Below are 26,522 nucleotides of genomic sequence, written 5' to 3'. Positions count from 1 at the left end.
AGATCGTTTATGACTGACACACCCGATATTCTGAAAAAAATTCTACAACGTAAACAACAGGAAATTGCCGAGCGCAGTAAACGTTTGCCGATTAATCTGTTACAGCAATTGGCTGAAAATGCTGAACCGGTACGCGGTTTTGTTGAGGCGATTGAACGTAAACTGGCTGCAGGACAAAGCGCCGTTATTGCTGAAGTTAAAAAGGCCTCACCCAGTAAAGGCGTGCTACGCGAGGACTTTCAACCTGCTGAAATTGCCTTGTCTTATGAAAACGGTGGCGCGGCCTGTTTATCGGTATTGACCGATAAGGATTTTTTCCAGGGCCATGAAGATTATCTGAAACAGGCGCGTACGGCCTGTCAGCTACCGGTCATTCGTAAAGATTTTATTATCGATCCCTATCAGGTATTTGAAGCCAGGGCGATCGGTGCCGATTGTATTTTGTTGATTGTTGCCGCGTTGGATGATGATCAACTGGAACAGTTAAGTCAGTTAGCCATTCAGCTGGATATGGATGTGCTGGTTGAAGTGCATAACGAAGAAGAGTTGCATCGTGCATTGGTATTGAATCTGCCTTTGATAGGCATCAATAACCGCGATTTACATACTTTTGAAACGTCGCTGGAAACCACTATCAAGTTACTTAATTTCATTCCCGATGAAACAATTGTGATCACCGAAAGCGGTATCCTTGGTAAGGAAGATGTCACTTTCATGCGTGAGCACGGTGTGAATGGTTTCCTGGTTGGCGAGGCCTTTATGCGAGCAGATGAACCAGGTGAGGCGTTAGCCAACCTTTTTAATTGAGGCATTCACACCACGATGATCTTCGTCAAACAATACCATCGTTTTACCGTGCGCCCACAGGATGCCGCGCTCCTGTAATTCTTTTAATACCCGGCCGACCATTTCCCGCGAACAGCCAACAATGCGACTGACTTCCTGACGGGTGATCTTGATTTGCCGCCCCTGTTCGTGGCGCATCGCATCAGGTTGTGCGGCCAAATCACGCAGGGCTTCTTCTACCCGTCCAGAAACGTCCATAAATGCCATATTGGTGGCTTTACGAGTCGTGGTCAGCAAACGTTTGGACATTTGCTCACCCAACGTTTCCAACAGATAGGGATAGCAACCTTTTAATTCTGTTTTGGAAAGTGCCTTGAGGGTTTGATAACTGATTTCTTCGGTGCGGCAATCAGTTCTGGCTTTGACCACCGACATGCGGTCATTGATATTATCGTGAAAATAGCCAACTTCACCGATAAAGTCGCCCTGATTGAGATAGGCGACAATTAATTCCTCGCCCTCTTCGTTTTCAACACAGATGCTGATAGAGCCTTCTCGAATGTAGTAGAGCCTGTCAGGAATATCACCCGGTCGCGCCAGCATTGTTTTGGCGGGGTAGACTTTACTGTGGCAGTGTTTGAAAAACTCTGCCAACTGCTCTTCTCTCTCTTTGTGTTTTAAATAATCCATGTCATGAAGGCCCAGCTTATTTTTATAAGGATTAATTCTGCCCAATTCCGATGAATATGGCAAAATTAAACGTTGTTATACGTATTTTATGCAGGATGAGTTAAATGAAAGCAAGAGTAAAGTGGGTTGAGGATGTTTTATTCGTCGGTGAATCCGGAACCGGACATACCATCGTAATGGATGGTCCTGAAGAAGCCGGTGGTCACGGCACGGGCATGCGTCCAATGGAGCTTCTGTTGCTGGGCCTTGGTGGCTGCACATCATTTGATGTCATCGATATTCTGAAAAAATCACGTCAAGATGTAACGGATTGTGTGGTTGAAGTTTCCGCAGAACGCAGTGAGGAAGCACCAAAAGTCTTTACCAAAATTCATGTGCACTACACCGTCACCGGTCGCAACCTTAAACAGAATTTTGTCGACCGTGCGGTAAAACTATCTACAGAAAAATATTGCTCGGCATCTATTATGCTGGCAAAAACCGCTGAAATCACTCATGACTATGAAGTGATAGAACAAGCCTAAATACTTTTTCTAATAACGGAGCATAACCATGCAGCGACCAACACGAACTGGCGGTTTGCGTCATGTGGCTTTAACCGTCGAAAATCTCGAAGCCTGCGAACAGTTTTATGTGGACTTACTGGGTATGGAAGTCGAATGGCGTCCTGATGCAGATAACGTTTATCTGACTTCTGGCAATGACAATCTGGCTTTACACCGTGGCGAAAATATCAATAAAACACCGGTTCAGCCTCTGGATCATATTGGTTTTATTATTCCAACGCCTGAACAGGTTGATGAATGGTATGCCTTTCTGGACCACTATGCGGTTCCAATGCGTCAGCCACCACGTACCCATCGTGATGGAGCGCGTAGTTTCTATTGTTATGATCCGGCCGGAACGGTTGTACAGATCATCTACCATCCCCCGATTTCGTAAATCAGAGTTGTGTTATGAAAACCTATATCTACAAAAGCCGTAAAAAAGAAGAGTTATATCTTTATCTCAGCAAGAAAGATGACTTTTCAGAAGTGCCACCAAGCCTCTATGGTTCAATGGGCAACGAACCAATATTTGTGATGGAACTGGAGCTGAGCCCAGATCGCAAACTGGCCCGTGAAGATGTCAATAAAGTCATTCATAATCTGGAAACACAGGGTTTCCATGTACAAATGCCGCCGACCAATGATTTGTTATTGCACCGTGAACGCACCGGCCAGTTACATTAACTGAGCGACATCATTTAGATAAGTTTTTTCAGCTCGTAAAGCAATTCCAAAGCCGCTTTGGGCGTTAATTCATCAGGATTGATTTGCTCGATTTTATTTATCAAGGCCAAATTATCTGGCTGAGCAAATAAATCCTGTTGCGGCGGTTGTTCCTGCAAATTTGAACCAACGGTACGTTGAGTTTCCAAAGCGGCTAATTTATGTTTCGCCGCCTGAATCACATCGTTTGGCACCCCTGCCAGCTGCGCCACCTGCAAACCGTAACTCTGATTGGCTGCCCCCGGTTTTAATTGATGCAAAAACACAATCTTGTCGCCATGTTCAATCGCATCAAGATGCACATTGCAGGCTTTGTCATATAATCCTGGCAGCTGAGTCATTTCAAAATAATGCGTAGCAAATAAGGTATACGCCCCAATATCACGCACCAGTTTTTCGGCACAGCTCCAGGCCAGTGCCAAGCCATCAAAGGTACTGGTACCTCGCCCTACTTCATCCATTAATACCAGGCTTTGCGCTGAAGCATTATTCAGTATATTTGCTGCTTCATTCATCTCCACCATAAAAGTAGAGCGACCCGACGCCAAATCATCACTGGCACCAATTCGGGTAAATATCTGATCTATCGGGCCGATAACAGCCGAATCAGCAGGAACATAGCTGCCCATATACGCCATAATCACAATTAATGCTGTCTGCCGCATATAGGTGGATTTACCACCCATATTGGGGCCGGTAATCACCAGCATTGACTGTTCATTTAACTGCAAGTCATTGGGACAGAAATGCGTTTTCTGAACGGCTTCGACAACCGGATGTCTGCCCGCCTGAATCGATAAGCCCTGCTCTGCAGTTAACTGCGGCGCGACATAATTAAGCGTTTGCGCCCGCTCAGCCAGATTGGTCAAAACATCAAGTTCTGCCAGAGCCGCAGCACAATGGGTCAATGCGGCAAGCTCCGGATGAATCAGTTTAAAAAGCTCTTCGTATAATGATTTTTCCAATGCCAATGCTTTTTCGCTGGCGCTGAGTACCTGATCCTCATGGCTCTTCAGCTCGGCAGTAATATAGCGTTCAGCATTTTTCAGCGTTTGCCGACGCTGATAATCAGCCGGTAACTGAATATTGTGGGCTCGGCTGATTTCGATAAAAAAGCCATGCACTTTGTTATAGCCGACTTTTAAGGTGCTGACACCGGTGCGTTCACGCTCACGCTGCTCCAGTTCACGTAAAAAATCATTGGCATTCAGATGCAGATTACGTAACCGATCCAGTTCCGCATGATAGCCTTCGGCAATCACCCCGCCATCTCGAATCAACACTGGCGGTTCTTCAATAATGGCTCTATTCAATAGCTCAAGTAATTCCGGAAAAGTCCCCAATTCGCGATCGATCTGCTTCAGCAATCTGGTTTGAGTAGCCGATAAAGATTGATGCAGATTTGGCAGAGCAGTCAACATGCGACGTAACTGCACAAAGTCACGTGGTCTGGCACTACTTAGTGCTACTCGGGTAACGATACGTTCAATATCGCCTAGCGGTTTTAACAGGGTTTGAATGGTAGCAATGATATCCTGCTCAATAAGGTTGCCAATCGCCCCCTGACGCTGTTGCAAGGTAGTTAAATCTCGTTTCGGTTGTAACAACCAGCGTCGCAGTAAGCGTGTGCCCATCGGCGTAACGGTATTATCAAGTACCGACAATAGAGTATTTTCCCGGCCACCTGACAGGTTTTGTTCCAGTTCCAGATTGCGTCTTGATTGTGGATCAATACGAATACTGTCGGCCGGTGTTTCAACACTTATCTTGCGTAACTGCGGCAGCGCTGTGCGATGGGTTTGCTGGGCGTAATTAAGTAAACAACCTGCCGCCATAATGGCCAGCGGTAAATCATCACAGCCAAAGCCTTTTAAATCGGTGGTCCCAAAGTGCTCACATAAACGACGCCGCGCCGCATCCAGGCCAAAATGCCATTCCGGAACAAACTTCAATTGTTTGTTATAGCTATTTAAGGTGTCGCCATGACTGTCATCAATCAGAATTTCTGCAGGCTGTAATCGGGCTAAATCCGCTAACAAATCCGCTAGCGATTGATGCTGACATACATCAAAACGGCCACTGCTGATTTCGGCTATGGCTAAACCGTATTGATCCTTTTGCCGGGCAATCGCAACCAGCAGATTCTCTTGTTTACTGTCGAGTAAAGCCTCATCGGTTAAGGTGCCAGGAGTTAACACCCGTACTACTTTCCGTTCTACCGGGCCCTTGCTGGTTGCCGGATCACCAATCTGCTCACAAATGGCTACAGCCACTCCACCTTTTAGCAATCTGGCCAGATAACCTTCAGCCGCATGATATGGCACACCCGCCATCGGAATCGGCGCACCATTACTATTACCGCGTGCTGTCAACGTAATATCCAATAACTCGGCAGCTTTATGCGCATCATCAAAAAACAACTCATAAAAGTCGCCCATTCGATAAAACAATAATAATTCTGGATGCTCGGCCTTGATACGCAGATATTGCTGCATCATTGGCGTATGATTGGTTTTTTCGGTCATTTTTATAGTTTAGCGTATGCAAGATTATTCTGACGCAACACTTTATCAGCTTACCCAGCAACTGGCACAAGCGCTTCAATCGAAAGGCTTGCGTTTAGTCACTGCCGAATCGTGCACCGGTGGCTGGCTGGCGAAATGTTGTACTGATCTGGCTGGCAGCTCAGGCTGGTTTGAAGGTGGCATCGTCAGCTACAGTAACCAAATCAAACAACAGCATCTTGATGTTCAACTCAGCACGCTCGAAAAATATGGTGCCGTCAGCGAGCAAACCGTCATTGAGATGGCCTCTGGAGCCATCCAAAATTTTAACGCAGATATATCCGTCGCAATTAGTGGCATTGCTGGACCAGATGGCGGTTCAGTTGAAAAACCAGTGGGTACCGTCTGCTTTGCCTGGGCAGATAAACAAAGTGTGTTTTGTAATACTTTTCATCTGCGCGGCAATCGCGAATTCATTCGCCGCCAGGCAGTATTTATCGCACTGGATGGCCTGGTGAAAAAATTAGCTTCCACCGAATATTACGCCTGAGCTCAAATACAAAATTAATATCCACTAAATGCCTGTTTGAAACCGTAATCGACGCTGGTGAGACATGGCTATCTGTGTGATAATCCATAGTTTTCTGATATCAGCTAAAGGGCACACCAAATGGATGAAAACAAGAAGAAAGCGCTTGGCGCAGCCTTAGGTCAAATCGAAAAACAATTTGGCAAAGGTGCAGTCATGCGTTTGGGCGATGGAACTGCCCACCGTGATATTGATGCGGTCTCAACGGGCTCAATCGGGTTAGACGTTGCACTGGGCATCGGCGGTCTGCCGCGTGGACGTGTTGTTGAAATCTACGGCCCGGAATCTTCAGGTAAAACAACGCTGACTTTGCATGCCATCGCTGAAATGCAAAAACTGGGTGGCACCGCTGCGTTTGTTGATGCCGAACATGCACTTGATCCGCTTTATGCTGAAAAACTGGGCGTCAACATTGACGATTTGCTGGTCTCACAACCCGATACCGGTGAACAAGCCCTGGAAATCACCGATATGCTGGTGCGTTCAGGCGCCGTTGATATTGTGGTTGTCGACTCGGTCGCAGCATTAACACCTAAAGCTGAAATCGAAGGTGATATGGGTGACAGTCACATGGGTCTGCAGGCACGTTTAATGTCTCAGGCTTTACGTAAATTAACTGCCAATATCAAACGCTCAAATACGCTGGTTATCTTCATTAACCAAATCCGTATGAAAATCGGTGTCATGTTTGGTAACCCGGAAACAACTACCGGCGGTAACGCGCTTAAATTCTATGCTTCTGTTCGTCTGGATATTCGTCGTATTGGTGCCATCAAAAAAGGTGATGAAATCCTTGGCAACGAAACCCGCGTCAAGGTGGTTAAAAATAAAGTCGCTCCACCATTTAAACAGGTCGAATTCGATATTCTTTACGGCGAAGGTATTTCCCGCGAAGGCGAATTAATTGATTTGGGTGTCAGCGAAAATATCGTCGAAAAATCCGGTGCATGGTATAGCTACGATGGTAACCGCATTGGCCAGGGTAAAGATAACGTACGTATTTATCTGAAAGAACATCCTGAAATGGCCAAAGATATTGAAGCTAAGATCCGTGCCGTGATGTTGCCAAAGAACATCAAGGTAAGTGCTGAAACACCCGTGGATGATGAAATCGACGCGTGAAATCCCGCTCTGCAACCGAACAAGCCATTGGCTATTTAGCCAGACGAGAACATAGCGCTGCAGAGTTACAGCAAAAACTTCAACAAGCCGGTCATGAAACAGATAAAATTCATGCCGCTTTAGAAAAGCTGCAACATAGCGGCCTGCAAAATGATGAACGTTTTGCCGAAGCGTTTATCCGATCTCGTGCTCTTCGCGGATATGGTGAACTACGAATTCGGCAGGAAATGAAACAGAAAGGCGTGGCGGATGAGCTGATTAACGCCACCATGCAACAGGCAGAAACTGATTGGTTTGCGCTTGCCATCGAAGTACGATGCAAGCGTTTTGGCGAGCAGAGCCCCGATGATTTTAAAGACCGTGCCAAACAAATGCGGTTTTTACAATATCGGGGCTTTACTCATGAACAAATAACGGAAAGTTTTAAACTGACTAATGAAAACGAGCGCTGATTTACGCAAATTGTTTCTGGACTTCTTTGCTGACAAAGGTCATGAAGTTGTTTCCAGCAGTCCATTAATTCCAGCCAATGATCCGACATTGTTGTTTACCAATGCCGGCATGGTTCAGTTTAAAGAAGTCTTTCTCGGTCAGGAAACCCGAAAATACACGCGAGCCACAACCACCCAGCGTTGCGTCCGTGCCGGGGGTAAACATAATGATCTGGAAAACGTTGGCTACACTGCCCGCCACCATACGTTCTTTGAAATGCTGGGTAACTTCAGCTTTGGTGATTATTTCAAACGTGAAGCAATTCAATACGCCTGGGAATTTCTGACCGAAACACTGCAATTGCCAGCCGACAAATTATGGATCACCGTCTTTGAAGAAGATGATGAAGCAGCGGATATCTGGTTAAAAGAAATCGGTGTTGATGCTTCCAGATTCTCCCGCATTGGCGCCAAAGATAACTTCTGGTCAATGGGCGATACCGGCCCCTGTGGCCCCTGCTCTGAAATATTTTATGACCATGGTCCCGAAGTGGCCGGCGGCCCACCCGGCACACCGGAAGAAGATGGCGATCGTTATATCGAAATCTGGAATCTGGTCTTCATGCAGTTTGACCGCTCTGCAGATGGCACGCTAACCCCACTGCCAAAACCTTCAGTTGATACTGGCATGGGCCTTGAACGTCTGGCAGCCGTGTTGCAGCACAAACATAATAATTACGACATCGATCTGTTTCAGAATCTGATTAAAGCGATTCAAAAACTGTCGGGCACTACCGATTCCAGCAATACTTCCCTACGTGTTATCGCTGACCATATCCGCTCATGTGCCTTTATGATCACCGACGGCGTTCAACCTTCAAATGAAGGGCGTGGTTATGTACTGCGTCGTATTATCCGCCGCGCCATTCGTCATGGGCACAAACTGGGGTTAAAAGAAGCCTTTTTCTACAAACTGGTACAACCCTTAGTCGATGAAATGGGCGAAGCATTTCCAGAACTTACTAAGGCACAGCCAGTTGTCGAACAGGCTTTGCAAATTGAAGAAGAACGTTTTGCCGATACGCTGGATAACGGTCTGAAAATTCTGGACCATGCTATTGAAGAAATGGGCGATAAAGAAATTCCCGGTGAAACCATTTTCCTGTTGTACGACACCTATGGTTTCCCCATTGACTTAACGGCCGATATTGCCCGCGAACGTGGTTTGACGATTGATGTTGCAGGTTTTGAACGTCATATGGAAGCACAACGCAATCGTGCCCGCAGCGCCAGTCAGTTTGGTGGAGGTTTGTCCGAAACGCTTATTATTGATGGTGAAACTGTTTTCTGTGGTTACGATCATATGCGTAATGAAGGCGTGATCACTGCCCTGCTGGTTGATGGCGAAAATGTCGACAAACTGCATGCCGGTCAGCAAGGCATTATCGTTCTGGATCACACTCCGTTTTATGCTGAATCCGGTGGTCAGGTCGGTGATCAGGGTGAAATTAATACGGCGGGTGCACACTTTATTGTCAAAGACACTCGCAAACAGGGTAAAGCCTTTACCCATATTGGCGAATGTAAAGACGGTACCTTTGAAGTAGGCCAACAGGTCATTGCACATGTCGATGAATATAATCGGCAGGCAACGGCACTGAATCATTCTGCGACGCATCTGTTACATGCTGCATTGCGAAATGTGCTTGGTGAACATGTGACACAAAAAGGCTCATTAGTTGATTCACAACGTTTGCGTTTCGACTTTTCGCATTTTGAACCGGTGACCGCTGAACAACTTCGCGAGATTGAACGAATGGTTAATCAGCACATCCGTGTGAACCATGCTGTTGAAACCCGCCTGATGCCAATTGAAAAAGCGCGTCAAAGCGGTGCCATGGCACTGTTTGGTGAGAAATATGATGACGAAGTTCGCGTGCTGAGCATGGGTGACTTTTCGATTGAACTCTGCGGTGGTACTCATGTTGGCCGCACCGGGGATATCGGTTTATTGAAGATCATCAATGAAACCGGCATTGCTTCAGGTGTTCGCCGTATTGAAGCGGTCACCGGCGAAGCAGCGCTGAACTATATTGAACAATCAGAAAACCGCCTCAACAGCATTTCCGAACTGGTCAAAGCCAAACCGGAAAATATTGAAGAAAAAACCCAGCAACTGGTGCAACGCACCCGTCAGCTGGAAAAAGAATTGGAATCTCTTAAATCCAAACTCGCCAGCAGTGCCGGATCCGATCTGGCAGCATCTGCTACCGAAATCGGATCGATAAAAGTTCTGGCCGCCGATCTTGAAGGGGCTGATGTAAAAAGCCTGCGTGATACGGTTGATCAACTTAAAAACAAACTGGGCAGTGCCGCCATTATTCTGGCAACTGTAGAAGGTGAAAAAATCACCTTAATCGCCGGTGTCACTAAAGATGTGACCGATAAAATTCGGGCCGGTGACCTGGTATCGCATGTCGCCGCACAAGTAGGTGGTAAAGGTGGCGGCCGACCAGATATGGCACAAGGCGGTGGTAGCGAACCACAAAAATTAACTGCCGCACTCGACTCCGTCACCAACTGGGTGGCATCTAAGCTGGAAAATTAAGTCATGGCACTTATCGTACAAAAATACGGCGGTACTTCAGTCGGTTCTGTAGAACGTATCCAGGAAGTCGCTAAAAAAGTTATTCAATATCGTAAAGATGGTCACGATATCGTGGTGGTCGTCTCCGCTATGAGCGGCGAAACCAATCGCTTACTGGCTTTGGCGAAAGAAATTAATCCAGATCCACGTGGTCGTGAACTGGATGTTCTATTGTCAACGGGTGAACAGGTCACGATTGCCCTGCTCAGCATGACACTTGAGCAAATGGGTATGCCAGCACAATCCTATACCGGATCCCAAGTAAAAATCCTCACTGACGATGCACATAACAAAGCCCGCATCATGCAGATCGATGATGAAAAAATGCGTCAGGATCTCAGCGATGGCAAAGTTGTCGTCGTTGCAGGATTCCAGGGATGTGACGAGCAAGGCAATATTACTACGCTGGGTCGTGGTGGTTCCGATACTACTGCGGTGGCGTTGGCTGCAGCGTTAAAAGCCGATGAATGTCAGATTTATACTGACGTGGATGGTGTATATACCACTGATCCACGCGTTGTCCCGGAAGCACGTCGGCTGGATCACATTACCTTTGAAGAAATGCTCGAGATGGCCAGCCTGGGAGCAAAAGTTTTGCAGATTCGCTCGGTCGAATTTGCTGGAAAATACAACGTGCCATTACGCGTACTTTCATCATTTACTGACGGTGGCGGCACATTAATTACCTCTGAGGAACCCTCAATGGAACAAGCGCTTATTTCAGGTATTGCCTTTAATCGCGATGAGGCAAAACTAACTATTTTAGGCGTCCCTGATCAACCAGGTGTCGCCTATAAAATTCTGGGGCCAATTGCCAAGAAAAATATCGAAGTGGATATGATTATCCAAAACACTGGTCATGATTCCACTACCGACTTCACCTTTACCGTTCACCGCAATGATTATCAAACAGCGTTGAAATTACTGAAAGAAACCTCAGAATCCATGGGTGCCCGTGAAGTTACAGGCGATGAACATATCGCAAAAATTTCACTGGTTGGTGTGGGTATGCGTTCACATGCAGGTATTGCCAGTACTATGTTTGAAACCCTGGCACAGGAAAATATTAACATCAGCATGATCTCCACCTCCGAGATTAAAATCTCAGTTGTGGTGGATGAAAAATATCTGGAACTGGGCGTGAGAGCTTTACATAAGGCATTCCAGCTAGAACAAGCTAAGTAAACCATTGATATCAGGAAGTTTTTCCTATCGATAAGGTGCAACTATCCTGATATACTTTCCACCAAAGATAAGCGGATAATTTATTGTCCAACGCTGTCATAGAGGAAGGAAGACAAAAGATCTTCCAAAAGGAAATAAACGGAACTGGCACGAGGCCTAGCTCAACGAAAGGAGTCATCACTCTCCTCCCCCTCGGTGCCAGATTTTATACTGAAAGGGGAATAACATGTTAATACTTACACGTCGCGTTGGAGAATCTCTCATCATCGGTGATGATGTTGTTGTAAATGTACTGGGTGTCAAAGGTAATCAAGTAAGAATCGGTGTAGATGCACCAAAAGATGTCACAGTTCACCGTGAAGAAATCTATGATCGTATTCAAGCTGAAAAAGATCAATCAAACGCAGGTTAATTAGGCAAATCGACTAGCCAAAAGAATCACAGCTGGTATAATGGCCGGCTTGATGGAGAGCTGGCCGAGTGGCTGAAGGCGCGCCCCTGCTAAGGGTGTATAGGTTAATCCCTATCGAGGGTTCGAATCCCTCGCTCTCCGCCATTTTTTTCTGAAATTATCCTTGTGATAATCAGTAAAAAACAGTACAATTTCACGCTTTAAAGCGCCTGTAGCTCAGCTGGATAGAGTACCTGGCTACGAACCAGGCGGTCGCACGTTCGAATCGTGCCAGGCGCACCAAAAATTGAAAGTCAATCAAGCAGTTATCATTAATTTGGTAGCTGCTTTTTTGTTTTCAGCGTTTGCTGTAGCCGAAAATGTAGCCACTGTTTTCAACTGACACAAACTGTCTGCATATGAGGTTAAATGTTCTGAGGATAAATGTGCATATCGCTGCACCATCCTGATATCAGACCACCCGCCCATTTCTTGCAAAATATGTATTGGCGTCCCATTTTGAATATGCCAACTCGCCCAGGTGTGACGTAAATCATGCCAACGAAAATCTTCAATCCCTGCTGACACTAACGCATTACGCCACGCTTTAGTATTTGCCTTCTTAATAGGTCTTCCTTTATAGGAAAACACAAACCGATCATGATTGCCTTGTAATGTTCTTAACAAAACAACCGCCTCATTGTTTAACGGTACGCCGATTGACCGACCTGCTTTGGCTTGATCAGCATGAACCCATGCGACGCGCCTAGTCAGATCAACCTGGTTCCACTCAAGCCCCGTGACATTTGATTCACGTAGACCAGTTGCCAGTGAAAACCGAACCATGGACGCAAGATGATCAGGTAAGTGGATAAGGATTTGATGAACCTCTTCTGGCGTGAGCCAACGAATACGCCTTTTAGGTTCTTTGAGCATCCGAACATAAGGTGCTCGATCAGTCCATTCCCATTCCCGTGATGCCTTGTTTAAAATGGCTCTAACGACTTCCAACAAACGATTAACTGTTGCTGGTTTAACCCCCGTTTTAAGCTTGGCATCGGTTATATCATCTATACGATCACGAGACACTTCATCAAGATAAAGACCACCGATAAAAGGATCGACCCAGCGAATATGTGCCAAATCATCTTTGATGGTCTTCTTATCTTGGTTTTCCCTGTGCCACCGGATAACCGCTTCTTTCCATGTCCTACGTGGTTTCTCACCTAACTGCATGATCCGCCACAAGCTAACCCGATATTTATCCTCAAACTCCTGGGCTAGCTGCTTATCTACCGTTTTAGTAGATTTTTGTACTCTGCGTCCGTTTGGTGCGGTAAATTTGCACCACCAGAACTCAGAATTTCGTCGCTTATACAACATTGAGATGTTCCTCCATCACGTTGTACTTGCAACCCCAGCCAAGACCGAGAATAGAACGAGCGTAAATAACTGACAAGATCTGATTTAATGAATACCCATTGCTTGGCGGGTTTAGCGGCAGGTATTTCTCCACGTACCGCTTTCTCACGTAAGGTCTGCCAATGCATTTTAAGATAATCAGCCGCTTCATATAGATTGAGTATTTCATCATTATTCACCATCACTCAATTTCCTATAAGCATCCGCAATTGCGGCATCGGCTGGATGGAGATGTGAATCAGCAGGCATATTTTTGAAGCTGTTAAATTTTCGGGCTTTTTCTGACACTTTTTGATGAAGATAACCAAAGAAATCTAATCCCGTTAAATACTCCCTGCTATCATGATATTGCTTGGCCGTGCGAATAAAAGCGTGTGAGCCTTCGACCGGATCAGTAATGCCTTCTCTCGCCATAAAGGAAGATAACGCGCTAAGGCCATTCACAAACAACGTTCTATCGCATGGAGCTCGTCCCAATGGCGCTGCACGTTTCTGAATTTTAGAATCTCCACTCCAATACACTTGCTGAAGGATTTGCCAAAATTCCACAGTCTCCCAACGTGACTGGGTTTTATCCGTTTCACTTGGAATACATAAACGTAACCATTGTTCAGTGCCATAACGCCATAAACTGCCTAATGCGCCATTCAGATCGTGAAAACTAGCAATGCCTAGCTGACGTAACGATTCACGGCGAAACTGAAATTCTAAACGCCATACTTGCTGTTCAGGTAATACCCCCAATTCGTTATAAATCTGCTGTAAATAAGGTCTGGGCTTTTTTATCATTTCTAGGGATTTATTATAGAGCCGAGCCGAAATATCCCCCCCTACCCCAATAACAAAACCAGAAAAGACACGTGATACAGTAAATCGGTCAATATCTCTTGCCCTGGTCACCCACTGCGTTTCGGTAATGGATGAAAGCGGATAATCTGTTAAAAAATCAACAAACAGATCGGCGCGACTCACATTTGCAGAGCTTGTCACAATACCTAATGTTGAGACGATATCGGTCAGTACTTCAACGGCTAATGGCGCACCCTGACAAGTTAATAACTCACTTGAAATCTGTGCATGCGCTAAAGGGGTTCGTTTAGCACCTAACTTGGCAATTTCAATCCGGTAATGATTATCGTTGAGAATAAAAGCAAAAGGGTGTCGTCCACGATCTTTTACTTCAAATAAATGCCCTTTTATATTGTCCTGAGCAAGTGGTACATCAGTTTCTTGATTCGACTGAGCTAGTTTTTTGAGCTGGTTTAGTCTTATGGATTTGTCTTCGAATAGTTCACCCTGATAAGACAGATACAAACTATCAATACCTACTCTTAAAATCTTAGTCTGTGATGTGTTTATGCAATTAGAGGGTACTGTGTTACTAGACTGCGTACCCTGAGAGTGTTCCTGCTGCGGGCGGGGCGACCGGGAGTTCGCTCCGTCCTCGCAGCAACCAGCATCAAAACTATTTGAATCTTGCATGATAAAAGCTCCTTTTGTTTGGGAGCTCTTACAATCATCGCTTAACGTGTTGAGAAAAATAGACTGAACAAGTTGATGCAGGCAATAAAATAAGACGTACTATTTTTTAATACTTATTATTCAATAACTTAACTTTTTTAAAAAATTAGTTATTCCCCAGCTTCGTCAGATTTATCTGATGGCCTGCCTCTTTTCCCTTTGAGATTTACCGGCGCAATCTCCCGAACCCATTTAGTTATTGTTCCGTGATCATAGTGTTCGACACCGGCATATTTCAGAATAACTTCATGACGTGCCATTTGAGAGATATTGATATCTTTATTGTCTGGATCTTCCCAAATTTTCAAGGCTATCCGTTGAACTATCAATTTTGTTAACTGGTTTGGTCTTAGATTTGTAGCAGAATCTATATCTAACTCTCCATCAGAAACCTTTTGATTAGTCAGATTTTTAATATTTTGTGCATCACCCATTTCGGGTATATCAAAACGTAAAGAAAAGCCACCTTGCTCTTCAGGTTCTTCATGGCGAGCCCAACTAGCTCTTGTGCCATATTCAGGCCATTCAAAATCGTACTTCCAACCTTTTGGAAACCAGAACTCAGGCAATGGTATTGAACGACGTTCACACCATTCATGAAAATCTCCCCGAGAAATAATTGCCCAATTTAGTAATTTTTTATTATATTTCTGCCCACCAATACATGCATATACATCATCGATGTGCGTTCGAATATAGTATTTGGGATCAGCTTTAGAATCTGATGGACGTTTTTCTAAAGTTAGGGTTTCGCAGAAAAGTTCGCCTTCTAAAATGGCTTCCATAATTAGTCTGAAGTTATCTTTAACTGCAAGAGGAAATATAAAACGATAACGGTCAACATCATAAGCAGCCCATCTATGCGAAATATCCCATACAGATAGGTATTCTATTAAGATGGGCATTATTATTGCCTATTAAGTAATGAAATCATGGTAGAGCTCTAATAAGATATTCAAAGAGTTCCTTGAAGTTATCTATAGTCGCAGCTTCAAAATCATGTGTTTCATTCTTAAGAGTTTTTTCTTGAATTAACCTACATAAATCTTTCTTCTTTAATTGACTAACTTTCTTGCCAGGAAAGTATTGTTGAGCAATTTTCTCTAAGTCTGAACTTGTAATTAAGTTTTCAACCTCATATCCTTGCCAATCAATATTGATATCTTGGTAGGTCAGAACTTGAGACGTTGGTAAATACCACTCATCGGTATACCTTTTTTTCTCTTTACGACCTGCAGCATCATCATCAAGAAGAACTAAAAAATCCCTATTCCAACCTAAATACATTGATATTAAGGGGTCTAAAGCACCGGAACCTGTACCAGGCAAAATATGTAGACTTGCATATTTTTCAGGAAGCAATCCTTGAAAATACTTGAGAAAATAATAATCATTCTTACCTTCTACCATTATACAGTTTGGAATGTATTCCAATTTGTTAGGCATATAATCTAAGGTGTCGAGTATTGGCTGAAAATATGTTTCTTTATCTGCGTTACGACCTACGAACTCTCTATATCTTTCCACGCGAATATCTGTGTCTCGAGAAGAGTAATCATATTCACTTTTCGGATCTTCATACTTCAACCCATCATTCCTAACTATGAAAGTCCCTTCCAACCACTTTGGATTAATTAGGTAAGGACTATGCGTAGAGTAAATGATTTGACCGCCATTTTGGGTTATCTTCGAAAAGCTCTCAAGAAGCTGAACCTGGGCTCTTGAATGCAAATTAGAGGCTGGTTCATCTAACAAAAAAAGCGTATTTTTTTGATGCTTTCTATAAGAGCGAAACTGAGTAAAAAGTAGGAAGCAGAAAAACCATCTAAATCCTAAAGACCTCTCAGAGATTAGATATATTGATTCCCCATCAACCATTTCAAATTCAAGATAAACTTTATCTGTGTTTGGTGGAGTTCCTACCTCGACATCAACATTAACTCTTATGTCCTTTGTAGGCATTCTTTTATCAAAAATTTCATTCCATCTTTCAAAAACTGTACTGGTAACCGATTTACTCATTTTATTCAGAACTGAGCTCAAGCTTCTACGACTTGAGGACTCTGAATCAAGTGCTCTATTAACTATATGATCATCTATGTTTAGATTATCGTCGAGCGAATCCAAAATATCCTGAATAATTTTTCTGTAATAACCATTAGTTTTTGATTCATCTTCAACATCTAGATAAATTCTCTCTGGAAAATCAAAAAGAAAGGTAGGGAAATATAAAATTGAAGGTAATTTAGAGGAAATATAATCGGTGAGTTCGTTCCACTTCTTACGATTAGCTTCAATTAACCTTCTCTCTTTCTTACCCCGTGGAAGAGACTTACCATCAAGTGTTATTGCCCATATAGCCTGCGTGGATTTATAGGTTGACTTCTCAAACTTTAATTTCCTAGTAATTGTAAAGGCGTCAGGTATCTTTTGAATATTTAAATTGAACTCTAAAGAATCTTTGGCAAACTTTTTGATATCTTGCTTATCTTCATCTGAGAGAGAGATCCAAGCCGCTATTTCAATGGTGTCATTAAAATTAGCTTTCTTCTTGAGAGGAACTAATGAATTGACATCCCCATGAGAAAAACGCTCTTCATAAAGTGACTCTAGATGCTCATTTCTAGAATCAAAAAAACTTATCGCCTCAAGTACTGATGTCTTACCTGACTCATTCAGACCGACAAGCGTTGTCACTGGTGCGCTGGGTTTCTTAGTGAAGTCTAAATTTAAGTGCTCGATACCTTTAAAATTTTTTATATCAAAACCTAGATATTCCATCATCTACCTCAGCCATTAAAAGACGTTTATTGCTAAGAGACTGACTTTAACAAAAATATTGTCTTATTGTTACTTAAGATAACTAATGTATATGATAAACGGGATTGGAAACTGTCAGAATATGAAACTATCGACTCTTAATGGCTTTATTGAAAATTCTAAATTCGACTCGTGAGCACACCATAATTCAAACTAAATATCTGATAATTAAGTGAATATAGCAATGTGTAACTTATTATTCGGCATTATTAAATTCTAGAACTTGCTGGTATGCATTTGCCAGTGCATTGTTTAAATTTAAAATATTTTTCAAATCTACTTCGAATTTATGATTAATTGCCGAAAGCTTTGTGAGCATCGATCGGTAACTCGAAGCATCGCCAGGTGTTAACTCTGATATCAGGTGATGAATTACAAAGTTTCGTTCATCAACCAGAGTTTTGTATTTACTGTCAATTTCATCCTTTGAAAAAGAATCAAAAATTATCGAAACTCGAAATTTAAACTGTGTATTGTCGATATCTGAATCTTCAAAATCAGTATTATCTTCAAATTTAACAATTTCATTATTAAATAATGCTACTAGTTGACCGAGACTTTTCTTTTGTATTTTTTGAGAACGTACATCGAAATTTTCTTTGAGTGTGTCAGCCGTCCCCACTATCAGAGATCTAATTAATAAGAATTTAAAGGTGTGCTCATATCGCTGAAACAGTATGACTGTTCTGCCAATGAGTGAATACAGCTCTTCACGTAGTTCGTCCATAAACAACCCAATATAGAAATAAATCAAGTATATATTTATTGTATTGACAGCACTAATCACACCTAAAAATGAATAATTTATAACTAAATAGAAATAATAAGCCAGGGATGCAAGTATTTGTTTTATATGTAGATTAAGTTAATTCTAAAGCAAACTACGAACCAGGCGGTCGCACGTTCGAATCGTGCCAGGCGCACCAAAAATTGAAGTACATCGAAGCAGTTATCATTAATTTGGTAGCTGCTTTTTTGTTTCTAGCGTTTGCTGTAGCCGAAAATGTAGCCACTGTTTTCAACTGACATAAACTGTCTGCATAAACGTTTAAATGTTCCGAGGATAAATGTGCATATCGCTGCACCATCCTGATATCAGACCGCCCGCCCATTTCTTGCAGAATATGTATTGGCGTCCCGTTTTGAATATGCCAACTCGCCCAGGTGTGTCATAAATCATACCAACGAAAATCGCCAATCCTTTCCGACAATAGTGCAGTAATTTCTTTTTAACACGTGCAATATTTATACGTTTAGCCACATTCTCAAAAAAATAATATAAGAAAAGAAGACGTAGTCACCCATTAAATAAAGATGAAAGCTCCTTTGCCCACATTTTAATGTCTTCATCATCAGTATCATCTCTTAGCTCATTCAGTATGTCATCAAACCTTGTCTTTGCATCTCGCGAAAGAACTTTATAAATCTTCGAAAGGTTGATCGAATTATCTCTAAAGACTTGTCTTATCGTCTCATTACTCGTGGCTACAAGGTTTATCAATAACCTATCAATTAGAGGTTCAGAGGTTTTGTCAATCGGGAAGTGGGCTATAAGATCTTTATAGAAGATAATAAATTCAGATGCTTTGGTCTCATCTATGACGGTATTCGTGAAGATATTAAGCATATCTTTAGAAATGGCTGTTAACGTAGTAGGCCTAAAACACTGAAGAATTAGTGACCATTCTGATTTATAAGTATCAACTAAATTTGTACCTTCAAGTAGTTTTCTCGCATGGTTAACCACAGGTGTTCTAAAATTATTTACTAACAAGGTAAATGAAAGTGTGAGTTTTTGTCTTCTAATAACTAACCCAAGTGTATCGGAGGCCGTTTCTAAATGAGTTTCCCATTCGTTAGCATCAATCTCTTTTAAATAAGCATCGGTGACTTTTATTAAGCATTTAAGATCAGCAATATCATAAGAATCAATGTCGAATAGCAACTCTGGTGGTATATCTAAACATGCTACTCCAGAAAAGGATTTTATAAGAGAATCTGACCATTTAGATAATCTATGTAGAAACCTTGTCGCTTGAGTTGAATCGAGAAGAGATTTAATGAATGCATATTTTCTAGCAGTAAGGCTGGCATTCATAGTCTTAAAGCTTAAATCTATCAGAAGTTTCTTGAGAACCTCAGTAAATACACTATTGGTGTCAGATGCTTTTTCAGCGTAGTTAAGCCAAGTAGTAAAACGTTTGGAGTCAGACGTTATCTGAACTAAATCATCTATCTGTTCATTAGAATAAGAATTTTTCTCTTGAAGAGTCTTTAGATATGGAACAGTTGCATTTAGATTACCTAACTGAGGGTGATTTACCTGACTAGAAAAGTGATTTTGCTGAACTGGACCAAGTTGATTTAACATTAGCCAACATAAATAAGTCTGATGATGCCCCTCCTCTTCATAATAATTCTTTAAATGCCAAAGAGTTACTACAGAAGAAACTAAATCGTTTATTAAAACTTCCCTATCTTCAAAAACCTCAGAGCTATATGTGAAGTAAAAGATGTTAGAAATAAGATCTAAATCATTTCCAGAAATGTCTTTTGGTTGTTTAACAATGTTTGCTAAGGAAGTTTGTATATTCTTAATAAGGTTTGGAGTGAGCAACTTTTCTAGTGGTTTCAATACAGATAAAAGCAGTTTTTTGTCACTCTCGATTTTTTCATTAATAGCTTCTTCTAAATCTGCTCTCTTAATAGTTAAGTTGCCTGTATTGAAAACCCCTAATCCTGGGGCTGCGTTAGCTATTCCTAAGATAATCTCTGCACTTGATGGGAGTGGCGTTTTTAATACAAGGGATGAAAGCTGTTTCTCAGTCAGCGAAATTATCAAACCTGAATAGAAATCTGCCCAATCTTTACCTAGCTCTTTAAAGTTATCATCGATATTAACTATATTTTTATTTGCCCAATTTGTAAGATTTTTAATTACTTCCATCCGTTCTTTTGGATTAAATATCTGTCCAGGTAAAGCCATAAGTCCCGAATAATTACTCAAGATCACATCATTATCCATATCAGCTAATGTTGGGAGAGTTGATGCAAGCCTAAGAAAAATGACATCAAGCTCATGCTGCTCCAACTCCAAAGTCATTACATTACTGACAACATTAGATATTAGGTGAGGATCTTCAGCGGACCACTCATCGGCTTCGCTTTGTACCAAATCAACAACTACAGAAGTAAATCCTTTTATTGTTGTTAGCATCTTCAATTCATCAGAATTTTCCGCAGGTAGCAATCTCGATAGGTCTTGTGATAGGAGAGCTTGATAAGCATGATCACGGTCCACATTGAAGATCAACGAAGCTATATCTCTACGCCAATCTATATTAGGGATGAGATTCTCAATTCTTGGACAGATAATTTGGGTTTTAAGTAAATTGGGATCATTTGAGAGTTTTGATCTAATACAAGTAAAAATCGATAGCGAGTGGATATCAATAATGTCTCCCCAAGCCTGCCAAAGAACAGCTAGCTCATTGATATGATTTATTATTTGTCTTGGCGTGGGTTGTTTCTTCAATTCTTGAAAGTGATATTCAAGAATTTTCTCTAATCTATATACGGTTTCGATGGAGAATCCATAACTAATAGATTCAGATAGCTTAGATTTAAAAAAGCTCTTCCAATCGGAAGGTACCGTTGGAGAGACATAAAAAACTCTTTTGAAAGTTTTTCTGATTACATCCTCAGACATGAAGCCTGCTTGATCGTCTTGAGGATCTAAATTAAAAGCTTTAAGTACGTACTTTCTGTCATATGGAATTATTACAGTAACAAATGAATCAGGGTAGTCATCTGTTGCTTCATCTCGCTTCAATAAGGATCTTATAGAAGACCAAACTTCAGGTATATCTTTAACCGGTAACCTGTCAACGTTATCGAGGACAATTATTACTCTGTTATTCGAGTTGAATTGAATTTTATTTACTATGTTACGAAAAGCATTTTCAAACTGTATTGTAGATGGATCTTCTTCAGTAATAGCTTGCGTTATTGTTTCTGCATCAACATCTTTCGTGAATATAGATAAACTGCTGGATATAGCATTAATAAAAGATTTATCTTTAGGCTCAGCTTTGCGATAAAGTTTTAACGACTTAAGCAGAACTAAAAAATAAATTGCCAATACAAAACTACCTATCCACAAAGGAAGATTTGGTGGGACGTTATCAGCAATTTCAGGATTGAAGGCAAAGGGGCTAAGCCATGTATAAATTACGGGTAGAAGTGGTGCTATCGCAAGAAATATCAGACCTAAAATATTATATTCTCGTAGGTTAGAATACTTAATCGTTTTCTTCTTACCACGCACATATTCCAAATCACGGGTAGCGGTATCAGAATCAATTAAACCTTTATTTCTTGCCCATGAAATAAAGGTTTCTAGAAAAGCTTTTCTAAAACCATCACTATGTGTAGTCCATAGATCCATAGTAAAAACAGAAAAGTTAAATTTACCTTCGTTCTGATTGCACAATTTAGTTTCAGCAAGCTTTAATACAGTAGATTTACCTGAGCCCCAATCACCTTCAAGACCGATAGCATTATCAACTTCAGAAAACTCAGTGATTGCCGAGGAGAGACTAGTAGCGGTTCGGTCATGACCATTTCCACCAAAAAGATCTTCTATTGAAGGCTCATCAATTAATGTACAAATATTACGCGTTTCAAGCCCATGGACCGATTGTTGATCAAGCTCCTCGTTCATACTCTTGACACCCCTGTCGCAGATATATAGCGAAATGTAATATTTTTACAATAGCACATTTTGAACTTAATCAATTGCTTAGCAAAACAACTAATTAACAATAAAAATCATTTACATGTAACTAAGAGAAAAGAAAAGGCTTGATTGTTTTATTTAAAAAATTAAATTAATTTATAGTCTAACTATGAAATAGCCAAAGATAAGCGTAACTAATAGTTTTCAAATGAATTCACAAATATCATGTAGCTGATTTTAAAGTGTTTTTATCTTCTTTGTGCCTCAATCAATTGCCTATACCCTTCTGATACTGCTTCGTGAAATATTAAGAGATTTTCTAAATTTAATTCGAATTTTTGATTTATTGCAGAAAGTTTGGTGATCATCGTTTGATAACTCAAAGCGTCGTGTGGGATTAACTCTGTTATCAGGTGGTGAATTACAAAATTTCGATCATCTACCAAAGACTTGTACATTTTTTTCATTTCATCTTTTGAAATCGAATCTAAAATCATCGAAACTCGAATGCTAAATTGAGAACTGTAGATATCTGAATCTAGAACATCTGTATTATTTTCAGCTGTAACAAATTCATCTATATACATAGCCACGAGTTGGCCCAGACTCTTCTTCCGTATTTTTAGTGAACGTTCTTCAAAATTTTCTTTAAGTGTGTCAGCAGTCCCCACTATGAGAGATCTAATCAAGAGGGATTTAAAAGTATATTCATATCGCTGAAACAGAATGACTGTTCTACCAATAAGTGAGTACAACTCTTCTCTATGTTTTTCCATAAACTACCTAGAACTGACTTATTAAGTATTGGATATCAACTTTAAACTGACCCAATTATCCAATTAGTTACTATTGACTAGTATTTTACGATAGCGACATTTTGGGAAGTTTGAACATCCCAAAAATTTCACTCCTTCATGACGCCCTTTTGATGCCTTTCGTTCAACTAATTCAGCATTGCACTGCGGACATTTGTTAGTAATAAATTCATCGAATTTGTTTACATCCAAATCTGCTTCAATTCGAACTTTTATCTCTTCACTCTCATCATGTGTCATCAAGAGCGATGGTTTAAAAACTAAATTGATCGCCTCCTCAATCTCTTTGGAATTATATGTTTGCTCTGCCTTGAATCTCAGTAACGGAAGCTTGGCACTTTTCATCGCTGCTTCCAAAAAGCTATCTCGATCTTGTCTTTTTGGGTTATTGTGAGAGGAATCATCCAATTCTATACCGCATAGAATTTCTGTAGTTGTTTTATCCACCAAAACAAAGTCTACGTGCTTTGCTTTTATCTGATTAAAAGATCTAGACCATTCAGATTTCGGTAATCCTTTATGCACTGAAATAAGATCTGCTAGGCGAACTTTAGAGTTTATGTCATAGGAATCTCCGACAACAATTTTCAAGCTATGTCGGAAGGATATTTCAGCAGGGGTAAGTAAAGTTGTATTTTTATAGTAGGGATATGTTTTTTGATTCCGTTGAGCTAATTTCACTCTCCCACCAAATCCAGAGAGTTTGTACATAACTATTGCGGAGATTACTAAAAGCAATATAAATAAAAATTCCATTTAAAAATGTCCTTAAAAATAGTGTCTAATCAATATAGTCATAAAGGATATTAAATGCTGGAATAAAACCAAACCTACTTCACTGTTAGGCTCCATAACTAATAATTTGATAGCCGCATTTTTATTTGTATTGCTATTGTTACGAGCAAATGCTTAGAACGTTCAGGACTTAGCAGCTACCCAGTTAATTTGAAATCCACTGGCACGACGACGGTAAACGATTTATTCGACAGGTTGCCTCGCACGGGCAATTCTCTTACGGCTTTTTCTAACATCTCGCGAGCAGCTCTATCCAGGACTTGATGTCCGCTGCCTTGTCCTATGATGTTTATTTCTACCATCTCCCCTTTATCAAATCGTACGCTGACCATAACAATGCCTTCCAAATTACGGCGAATGGCCTGTTGGGGGTATTTTTTATTTTTCGAAACCATGGCGTAAAGTAATTGGCCGTAACCTTTCCAGGCTTCGTTACGATCAACTTCATCTGTCCCGCCTCTGTTATCTTCGTTGGGGTTATCACCGGTGGCATTGACTGCTTTACTGGTTGAGGATGCATTCTCTGAACTGACACTGGAAGATGGCAACGGTGATATTTCTGCTACCTCCTCATTTATAGGTTCATCAGGTAAGGGCGTGACAGGCTCCTCAATCACTTCAGCCACTTTCGGTTCAGCTATCGGTAATTCCTGTTTTGGCTTCTCAATAACTTTCGGTTTTTCCGGCTTGGGTTCAACCTTGGGTTTAGGCTTTTTGACTTTTTTGGCTTCAGGTTTTACCGGCTCTGGCTTGGGCGGTGGCTCTACCGGCTTTATTTCATCAACAACTTCCTCTTCAGGTACCTTTTCAAGCACAACCAGCTCTTCGGGTTCTGGTGGCGTATCGTCTTTGGCGACAAGAATTTGTTTATCAATAACTGGAGGCTTTATCAGTTCTACCGGCTCTGGAATCGGCTCCGGTTCGACGATTTCTGGTTCTTCATCAACCGGCTCAACCTCCTCTTGAAGCTGCGTCACTTGTACAGCAATCCGCATGGGGGCAGCTGGCGGTGAATATTCAATCACTGGTAGAAACAATATTAATAAACCAATATGAATTGCTAAAGCCAGCAAAAACCCAGGGATAATTCGGTCAGAACCAATGGCCTGGGCTGATGAAAAATCCGGAACCAGGGTTGTCATATCAGTTATTCACAAATTTATTTTGCCAATCAACCATGGTTAATTAATCGTCTCAGGTTGCATCACAAAAGTGAATTTCGTAATGCCCGCACGCTGAATGGATGCCATAACCTTGGCCACTTTCCCATATTCGGCTTTTTCATCAGCAAAAATTTCAACGGTACTGTCTGCATTTTCTGAGGTCTGCATTAATCGCAGATCAAGATCCTCCTGAGAAACAGCCTCATCGGTAAAATAAACCGTACCATCATCGGTCACACTAATACTGATGGTGTTTGGCTGAGTCAGTGAAAGATCAGAAGTGGCTTTGGGAAGATTAACCGGTACCGCGTTGGTTAATAAAGGTGCGGTAACGATAAAAATGGTCAGCAATACCAACATAACGTCTACCAAGGGCGTTACATTGATTTCACTCATTGCAGCGTCATCACTACCCATATTCATTGCCATAACGGAATTCCTTACAAAATTAAGACGGTTGCTTTTACAGTCGATGCTTGATTTTAATGAATACCGCTGTCCGAATTGTTGGCTCGATTCACTTCATCAAATTGACCACCGGATTTCAGCACTAATAACTGAAACGCTGAAGCGAAATTATCCATGGTGGCAACAGAAAGACGCACCTTCCGCAGGAAGTAGTTATAAGCCAGAACAGCAGGTACTGCCGTAGCAATACCGACAGCAGTAGCAATCAACGCTTCACCAATTGGTCCTGCCACTACATCCAGACTGGCTGAGCCAGATGCTGAGATCGCTTTAAGCGCATTCATAATCCCCCAGACGGTACCGAAAAGACCGATAAACGGTGCGGTGGATCCGACACTGGCCAGTACTGATAATCCATTTTCCATCCGGGTTTGTTCGATATGCGCTTGTTGTCGAAGTGCATGCAGTAAAATCTGGCGTTTGTCTTCAGGCAAAACCGCATTATTCATCTCTTGTAACGACGCTAACTCTGCTAATCCGGCTTGGCATACGCGTGATAAACGGCCTTTGGTTGACGAGATAATCGCTGGCAATTCATCAATATGTTTTATTTGCGAAAACTGTCTTAAAAAATGACGGTCATGACCCGTATTACGGTAAAAGACAAAAAACTTGGTGATAGCAACAGCCCAGATCAGGACCGATAAAAATGCGAGAAAAATAAGTACCGCATCAACTATATCTGGTACTGAATCCATAGAAGAACTTTCCTTCGTTAAGTGAGTAAAAAAACTGACCTAATATCAAAATACTGATGATTTAAACTGCGAACTTGCCTCAGAACACCACACTATTTGCATATCTTCATCGGTCTGGGTTCCAAAAAAACGTTAAGTTTTTATGGCTCCCTACCTTCTATGCCAATTGAAAATGCAAAAGTGACAATTTTTTTTGGATTTTTTTTTAAAAACGTTCTCTATGAATAAAATAATCGGCTCTATTCAGCAGCCTTTCTAGCGAAAAACCAACGAAAGTGAAAGGGAAAATATCCTTAATTTGAATTTGGTGACTTAAACGTTAACGGCTGCCAAACTGCTGTTTTAGATGAAATCACGTCTCGCCCATCGTTAATCAGTTCTGGCGGTATCAGTATTACCGTTATGAAGCCATACTCCCCTACTTAGCTCGATTTTAAGTTGTAAAAATCAATAGACAAATTGTGCA

General features: G+C 41.6%; 24 protein-coding genes, 2 tRNA genes and 1 pseudogene. 12 read left to right on the top strand and 15 right to left on the bottom strand.

Features of this window, described 5'->3' with window-relative positions; all coding sequences use genetic code 11:
* The first annotated feature begins 9 nt into the window (after positions 1-9).
* A complete protein-coding gene (gene trpC, locus B3S93_RS13015; RefSeq protein ID WP_292748995.1) occupies positions 10-807 on the top strand; it encodes an indole-3-glycerol phosphate synthase TrpC in 798 nt (265 codons plus the stop codon).
* On the opposite strand, the gene crp is transcribed toward trpC, so the two are convergent.
* The gene (gene crp / locus B3S93_RS13010) at positions 787-1,476 is read right to left on the bottom strand and encodes a cAMP-activated global transcriptional regulator CRP (RefSeq protein WP_292356734.1); all 690 of its coding nucleotides are present in this window, start codon (positions 1,474-1,476) and stop codon (positions 787-789) included. The two genes, trpC and crp, sit on opposite strands and share 21 nt — an antisense overlap.
* Positions 1,477-1,580: 104 nt before the next feature.
* On the opposite strand from crp, the gene B3S93_RS13005 reads away from it, so the two are divergent.
* From B3S93_RS13005 to B3S93_RS12995, 3 genes are read left to right on the top strand one after another with little or no spacing between them, the layout of a single operon-like run.
* Entirely contained in the window at positions 1,581-2,000 is a 420-nt protein-coding gene (locus B3S93_RS13005) for an OsmC family protein (protein WP_292356736.1), read from the top strand.
* A 28-nt stretch (positions 2,001-2,028) separates the two neighbouring features.
* Complete coding sequence (locus B3S93_RS13000) at positions 2,029-2,418, top strand: VOC family protein (RefSeq protein ID WP_292748992.1); 390 nt, start codon at positions 2,029-2,031, stop codon at positions 2,416-2,418.
* Between the two features lie 14 nt (positions 2,419-2,432).
* Entirely contained in the window at positions 2,433-2,708 is a 276-nt protein-coding gene (locus B3S93_RS12995; RefSeq protein ID WP_292403480.1) for a YcgL domain-containing protein, read from the top strand.
* Between the two features lie 14 nt (positions 2,709-2,722).
* Here the strand turns inward: B3S93_RS12995 and mutS are convergent, their stop codons facing one another.
* The gene (gene mutS / locus B3S93_RS12990) at positions 2,723-5,272 is read right to left on the bottom strand and encodes a DNA mismatch repair protein MutS (protein WP_292403477.1); all 2,550 of its coding nucleotides are present in this window, start codon (positions 5,270-5,272) and stop codon (positions 2,723-2,725) included.
* A gap of 16 nt (positions 5,273-5,288) precedes the next feature.
* Between mutS and B3S93_RS12985 the strand changes: the two genes are divergently transcribed.
* The 8 genes from B3S93_RS12985 to B3S93_RS12950 all read left to right on the top strand — a co-directional run bounded on the left by B3S93_RS12985 (position 5,289) and on the right by B3S93_RS12950 (position 11,919).
* A complete protein-coding gene (locus B3S93_RS12985) occupies positions 5,289-5,801 on the top strand; it encodes a CinA family protein (RefSeq protein WP_292356744.1) in 513 nt (170 codons plus the stop codon).
* A 120-nt stretch (positions 5,802-5,921) separates the two neighbouring features.
* Positions 5,922-6,962, top strand: a complete 1,041-nt coding sequence (recA, locus tag B3S93_RS12980; RefSeq protein ID WP_104934686.1) for a recombinase RecA — start codon at positions 5,922-5,924, stop codon at positions 6,960-6,962.
* Positions 6,959-7,414: a recombination regulator RecX gene (recX, locus tag B3S93_RS12975; RefSeq protein WP_292356748.1), complete on the top strand. Its 456-nt coding sequence runs from the start codon at positions 6,959-6,961 to the stop codon at positions 7,412-7,414. Before recA ends, recX begins: the two co-directional genes overlap by 4 nt.
* The gene (alaS, locus tag B3S93_RS12970; protein WP_292403474.1) at positions 7,398-10,001 is read left to right on the top strand and encodes an alanine--tRNA ligase; all 2,604 of its coding nucleotides are present in this window, start codon (positions 7,398-7,400) and stop codon (positions 9,999-10,001) included. The genes recX and alaS overlap by 17 nt, the downstream gene beginning before the upstream one ends.
* Positions 10,002-10,004: 3 nt before the next feature.
* The gene (locus tag B3S93_RS12965; protein WP_292356753.1) at positions 10,005-11,225 is read left to right on the top strand and encodes an aspartate kinase; all 1,221 of its coding nucleotides are present in this window, start codon (positions 10,005-10,007) and stop codon (positions 11,223-11,225) included.
* 226 nt (positions 11,226-11,451) lie between these two features.
* Positions 11,452-11,637, top strand: coding sequence for a carbon storage regulator CsrA (csrA, locus tag B3S93_RS12960; protein WP_014706856.1), 186 nt, complete (start codon positions 11,452-11,454; stop codon positions 11,635-11,637).
* A gap of 54 nt (positions 11,638-11,691) precedes the next feature.
* A tRNA-Ser gene (locus tag B3S93_RS12955) sits at positions 11,692-11,781 on the top strand.
* A 61-nt stretch (positions 11,782-11,842) separates the two neighbouring features.
* Positions 11,843-11,919, top strand: a tRNA-Arg gene (locus B3S93_RS12950).
* 15 nt (positions 11,920-11,934) lie between these two features.
* Here B3S93_RS12950 and B3S93_RS12945 read toward each other — a convergent pair.
* The 13 genes and pseudogenes from B3S93_RS12945 to B3S93_RS12890 all read right to left on the bottom strand — a co-directional run bounded on the left by B3S93_RS12945 (position 11,935) and on the right by B3S93_RS12890 (position 26,056).
* Positions 11,935-12,999 carry a tyrosine-type recombinase/integrase gene (locus B3S93_RS12945; RefSeq protein ID WP_292403471.1) on the bottom strand — a complete coding sequence of 355 codons (1,065 nt, stop codon included), beginning with the start codon at positions 12,997-12,999 and terminating at the stop codon, positions 11,935-11,937.
* Positions 12,909-13,220: a helix-turn-helix domain-containing protein gene (locus tag B3S93_RS15630; RefSeq protein ID WP_366928636.1), complete on the bottom strand. Its 312-nt coding sequence runs from the start codon at positions 13,218-13,220 to the stop codon at positions 12,909-12,911. Before B3S93_RS15630 ends, B3S93_RS12945 begins: the two co-directional genes overlap by 91 nt.
* Positions 13,210-14,520 carry a hypothetical protein gene (locus B3S93_RS12940; RefSeq protein WP_292403468.1) on the bottom strand — a complete coding sequence of 437 codons (1,311 nt, stop codon included), beginning with the start codon at positions 14,518-14,520 and terminating at the stop codon, positions 13,210-13,212. The genes B3S93_RS15630 and B3S93_RS12940 overlap by 11 nt, the downstream gene beginning before the upstream one ends.
* A 149-nt stretch (positions 14,521-14,669) precedes the next feature.
* Positions 14,670-15,464: a hypothetical protein gene (locus B3S93_RS12935; protein WP_292403464.1), complete on the bottom strand. Its 795-nt coding sequence runs from the start codon at positions 15,462-15,464 to the stop codon at positions 14,670-14,672.
* Between the two features lie 25 nt (positions 15,465-15,489).
* Positions 15,490-17,343: an ATP-dependent nuclease gene (locus tag B3S93_RS12930; protein WP_292403462.1), complete on the bottom strand. Its 1,854-nt coding sequence runs from the start codon at positions 17,341-17,343 to the stop codon at positions 15,490-15,492.
* A gap of 232 nt (positions 17,344-17,575) precedes the next feature.
* Positions 17,576-18,106 (bottom strand): hypothetical protein, encoded by a 531-nt coding sequence (locus B3S93_RS12925; protein WP_292403459.1) that lies wholly within the window; start codon positions 18,104-18,106, stop codon positions 17,576-17,578.
* Positions 18,107-18,260: 154 nt separating this feature from the next.
* Positions 18,261-18,536: pseudogene (locus B3S93_RS15625) on the bottom strand (hypothetical protein); the annotation flags it as partial.
* A gap of 140 nt (positions 18,537-18,676) precedes the next feature.
* Positions 18,677-22,102: a P-loop NTPase fold protein gene (locus B3S93_RS12915; protein WP_292403456.1), complete on the bottom strand. Its 3,426-nt coding sequence runs from the start codon at positions 22,100-22,102 to the stop codon at positions 18,677-18,679.
* Between the two features lie 263 nt (positions 22,103-22,365).
* Positions 22,366-22,893: a hypothetical protein gene (locus B3S93_RS12910; protein ID WP_292403453.1), complete on the bottom strand. Its 528-nt coding sequence runs from the start codon at positions 22,891-22,893 to the stop codon at positions 22,366-22,368.
* A gap of 63 nt (positions 22,894-22,956) precedes the next feature.
* Complete coding sequence (locus tag B3S93_RS12905; RefSeq protein ID WP_292403449.1) at positions 22,957-23,688, bottom strand: DUF2726 domain-containing protein; 732 nt, start codon at positions 23,686-23,688, stop codon at positions 22,957-22,959.
* A gap of 176 nt (positions 23,689-23,864) precedes the next feature.
* On the bottom strand, positions 23,865-24,869 hold the full coding sequence (locus tag B3S93_RS12900; RefSeq protein ID WP_292403446.1) for an energy transducer TonB: 1,005 nt from the start codon (positions 24,867-24,869) through the stop codon (positions 23,865-23,867).
* 39 nt (positions 24,870-24,908) lie between these two features.
* The gene (locus B3S93_RS12895) at positions 24,909-25,319 is read right to left on the bottom strand and encodes an ExbD/TolR family protein (protein ID WP_292403443.1); all 411 of its coding nucleotides are present in this window, start codon (positions 25,317-25,319) and stop codon (positions 24,909-24,911) included.
* Between the two features lie 53 nt (positions 25,320-25,372).
* Positions 25,373-26,056 carry a MotA/TolQ/ExbB proton channel family protein gene (locus B3S93_RS12890; protein ID WP_292403440.1) on the bottom strand — a complete coding sequence of 228 codons (684 nt, stop codon included), beginning with the start codon at positions 26,054-26,056 and terminating at the stop codon, positions 25,373-25,375.
* Positions 26,057-26,522 lie beyond the last annotated feature (466 nt).

It is taken from the genome of Methylophaga sp. UBA3613, assembly GCF_002375415.1.
In the GTDB taxonomy this organism is placed as follows: domain Bacteria; phylum Pseudomonadota; class Gammaproteobacteria; order Nitrosococcales; family Methylophagaceae; genus Methylophaga.
Note: the sequence above shows the minus strand (reverse complement) of the source record. Positions and strands in the feature narration are given on the sequence as shown.

Coding starts and splice junctions, on each gene's coding strand:
- trpC (WP_292748995.1), top strand. CDS start 10: ATGACTGACACACCCGATATTCTGAAAAAAATTCTACAACGTAAACAA.
- crp (WP_292356734.1), bottom strand. CDS start 1,476: ATGGATTATTTAAAACACAAAGAGAGAGAAGAGCAGTTGGCAGAGTTT.
- B3S93_RS13005 (WP_292356736.1), top strand. CDS start 1,581: ATGAAAGCAAGAGTAAAGTGGGTTGAGGATGTTTTATTCGTCGGTGAA.
- B3S93_RS13000 (WP_292748992.1), top strand. CDS start 2,029: ATGCAGCGACCAACACGAACTGGCGGTTTGCGTCATGTGGCTTTAACC.
- B3S93_RS12995 (WP_292403480.1), top strand. CDS start 2,433: ATGAAAACCTATATCTACAAAAGCCGTAAAAAAGAAGAGTTATATCTT.
- mutS (WP_292403477.1), bottom strand. CDS start 5,272: ATGACCGAAAAAACCAATCATACGCCAATGATGCAGCAATATCTGCGT.
- B3S93_RS12985 (WP_292356744.1), top strand. CDS start 5,289: ATGCAAGATTATTCTGACGCAACACTTTATCAGCTTACCCAGCAACTG.
- recA (WP_104934686.1), top strand. CDS start 5,922: ATGGATGAAAACAAGAAGAAAGCGCTTGGCGCAGCCTTAGGTCAAATC.
- alaS (WP_292403474.1), top strand. CDS start 7,398: ATGAAAACGAGCGCTGATTTACGCAAATTGTTTCTGGACTTCTTTGCT.
- B3S93_RS12965 (WP_292356753.1), top strand. CDS start 10,005: ATGGCACTTATCGTACAAAAATACGGCGGTACTTCAGTCGGTTCTGTA.
- csrA (WP_014706856.1), top strand. CDS start 11,452: ATGTTAATACTTACACGTCGCGTTGGAGAATCTCTCATCATCGGTGAT.
- B3S93_RS12945 (WP_292403471.1), bottom strand. CDS start 12,999: ATGTTGTATAAGCGACGAAATTCTGAGTTCTGGTGGTGCAAATTTACC.
- B3S93_RS15630 (WP_366928636.1), bottom strand. CDS start 13,220: ATGGTGAATAATGATGAAATACTCAATCTATATGAAGCGGCTGATTAT.
- B3S93_RS12940 (WP_292403468.1), bottom strand. CDS start 14,520: ATGCAAGATTCAAATAGTTTTGATGCTGGTTGCTGCGAGGACGGAGCG.
- B3S93_RS12935 (WP_292403464.1), bottom strand. CDS start 15,464: ATGCCCATCTTAATAGAATACCTATCTGTATGGGATATTTCGCATAGA.
- B3S93_RS12930 (WP_292403462.1), bottom strand. CDS start 17,343: ATGATGGAATATCTAGGTTTTGATATAAAAAATTTTAAAGGTATCGAG.
- B3S93_RS12925 (WP_292403459.1), bottom strand. CDS start 18,106: ATGGACGAACTACGTGAAGAGCTGTATTCACTCATTGGCAGAACAGTC.
- B3S93_RS12915 (WP_292403456.1), bottom strand. CDS start 22,102: ATGAACGAGGAGCTTGATCAACAATCGGTCCATGGGCTTGAAACGCGT.
- B3S93_RS12910 (WP_292403453.1), bottom strand. CDS start 22,893: ATGGAAAAACATAGAGAAGAGTTGTACTCACTTATTGGTAGAACAGTC.
- B3S93_RS12905 (WP_292403449.1), bottom strand. CDS start 23,688: ATGGAATTTTTATTTATATTGCTTTTAGTAATCTCCGCAATAGTTATG.
- B3S93_RS12900 (WP_292403446.1), bottom strand. CDS start 24,869: ATGACAACCCTGGTTCCGGATTTTTCATCAGCCCAGGCCATTGGTTCT.
- B3S93_RS12895 (WP_292403443.1), bottom strand. CDS start 25,319: ATGGCAATGAATATGGGTAGTGATGACGCTGCAATGAGTGAAATCAAT.
- B3S93_RS12890 (WP_292403440.1), bottom strand. CDS start 26,056: ATGGATTCAGTACCAGATATAGTTGATGCGGTACTTATTTTTCTCGCA.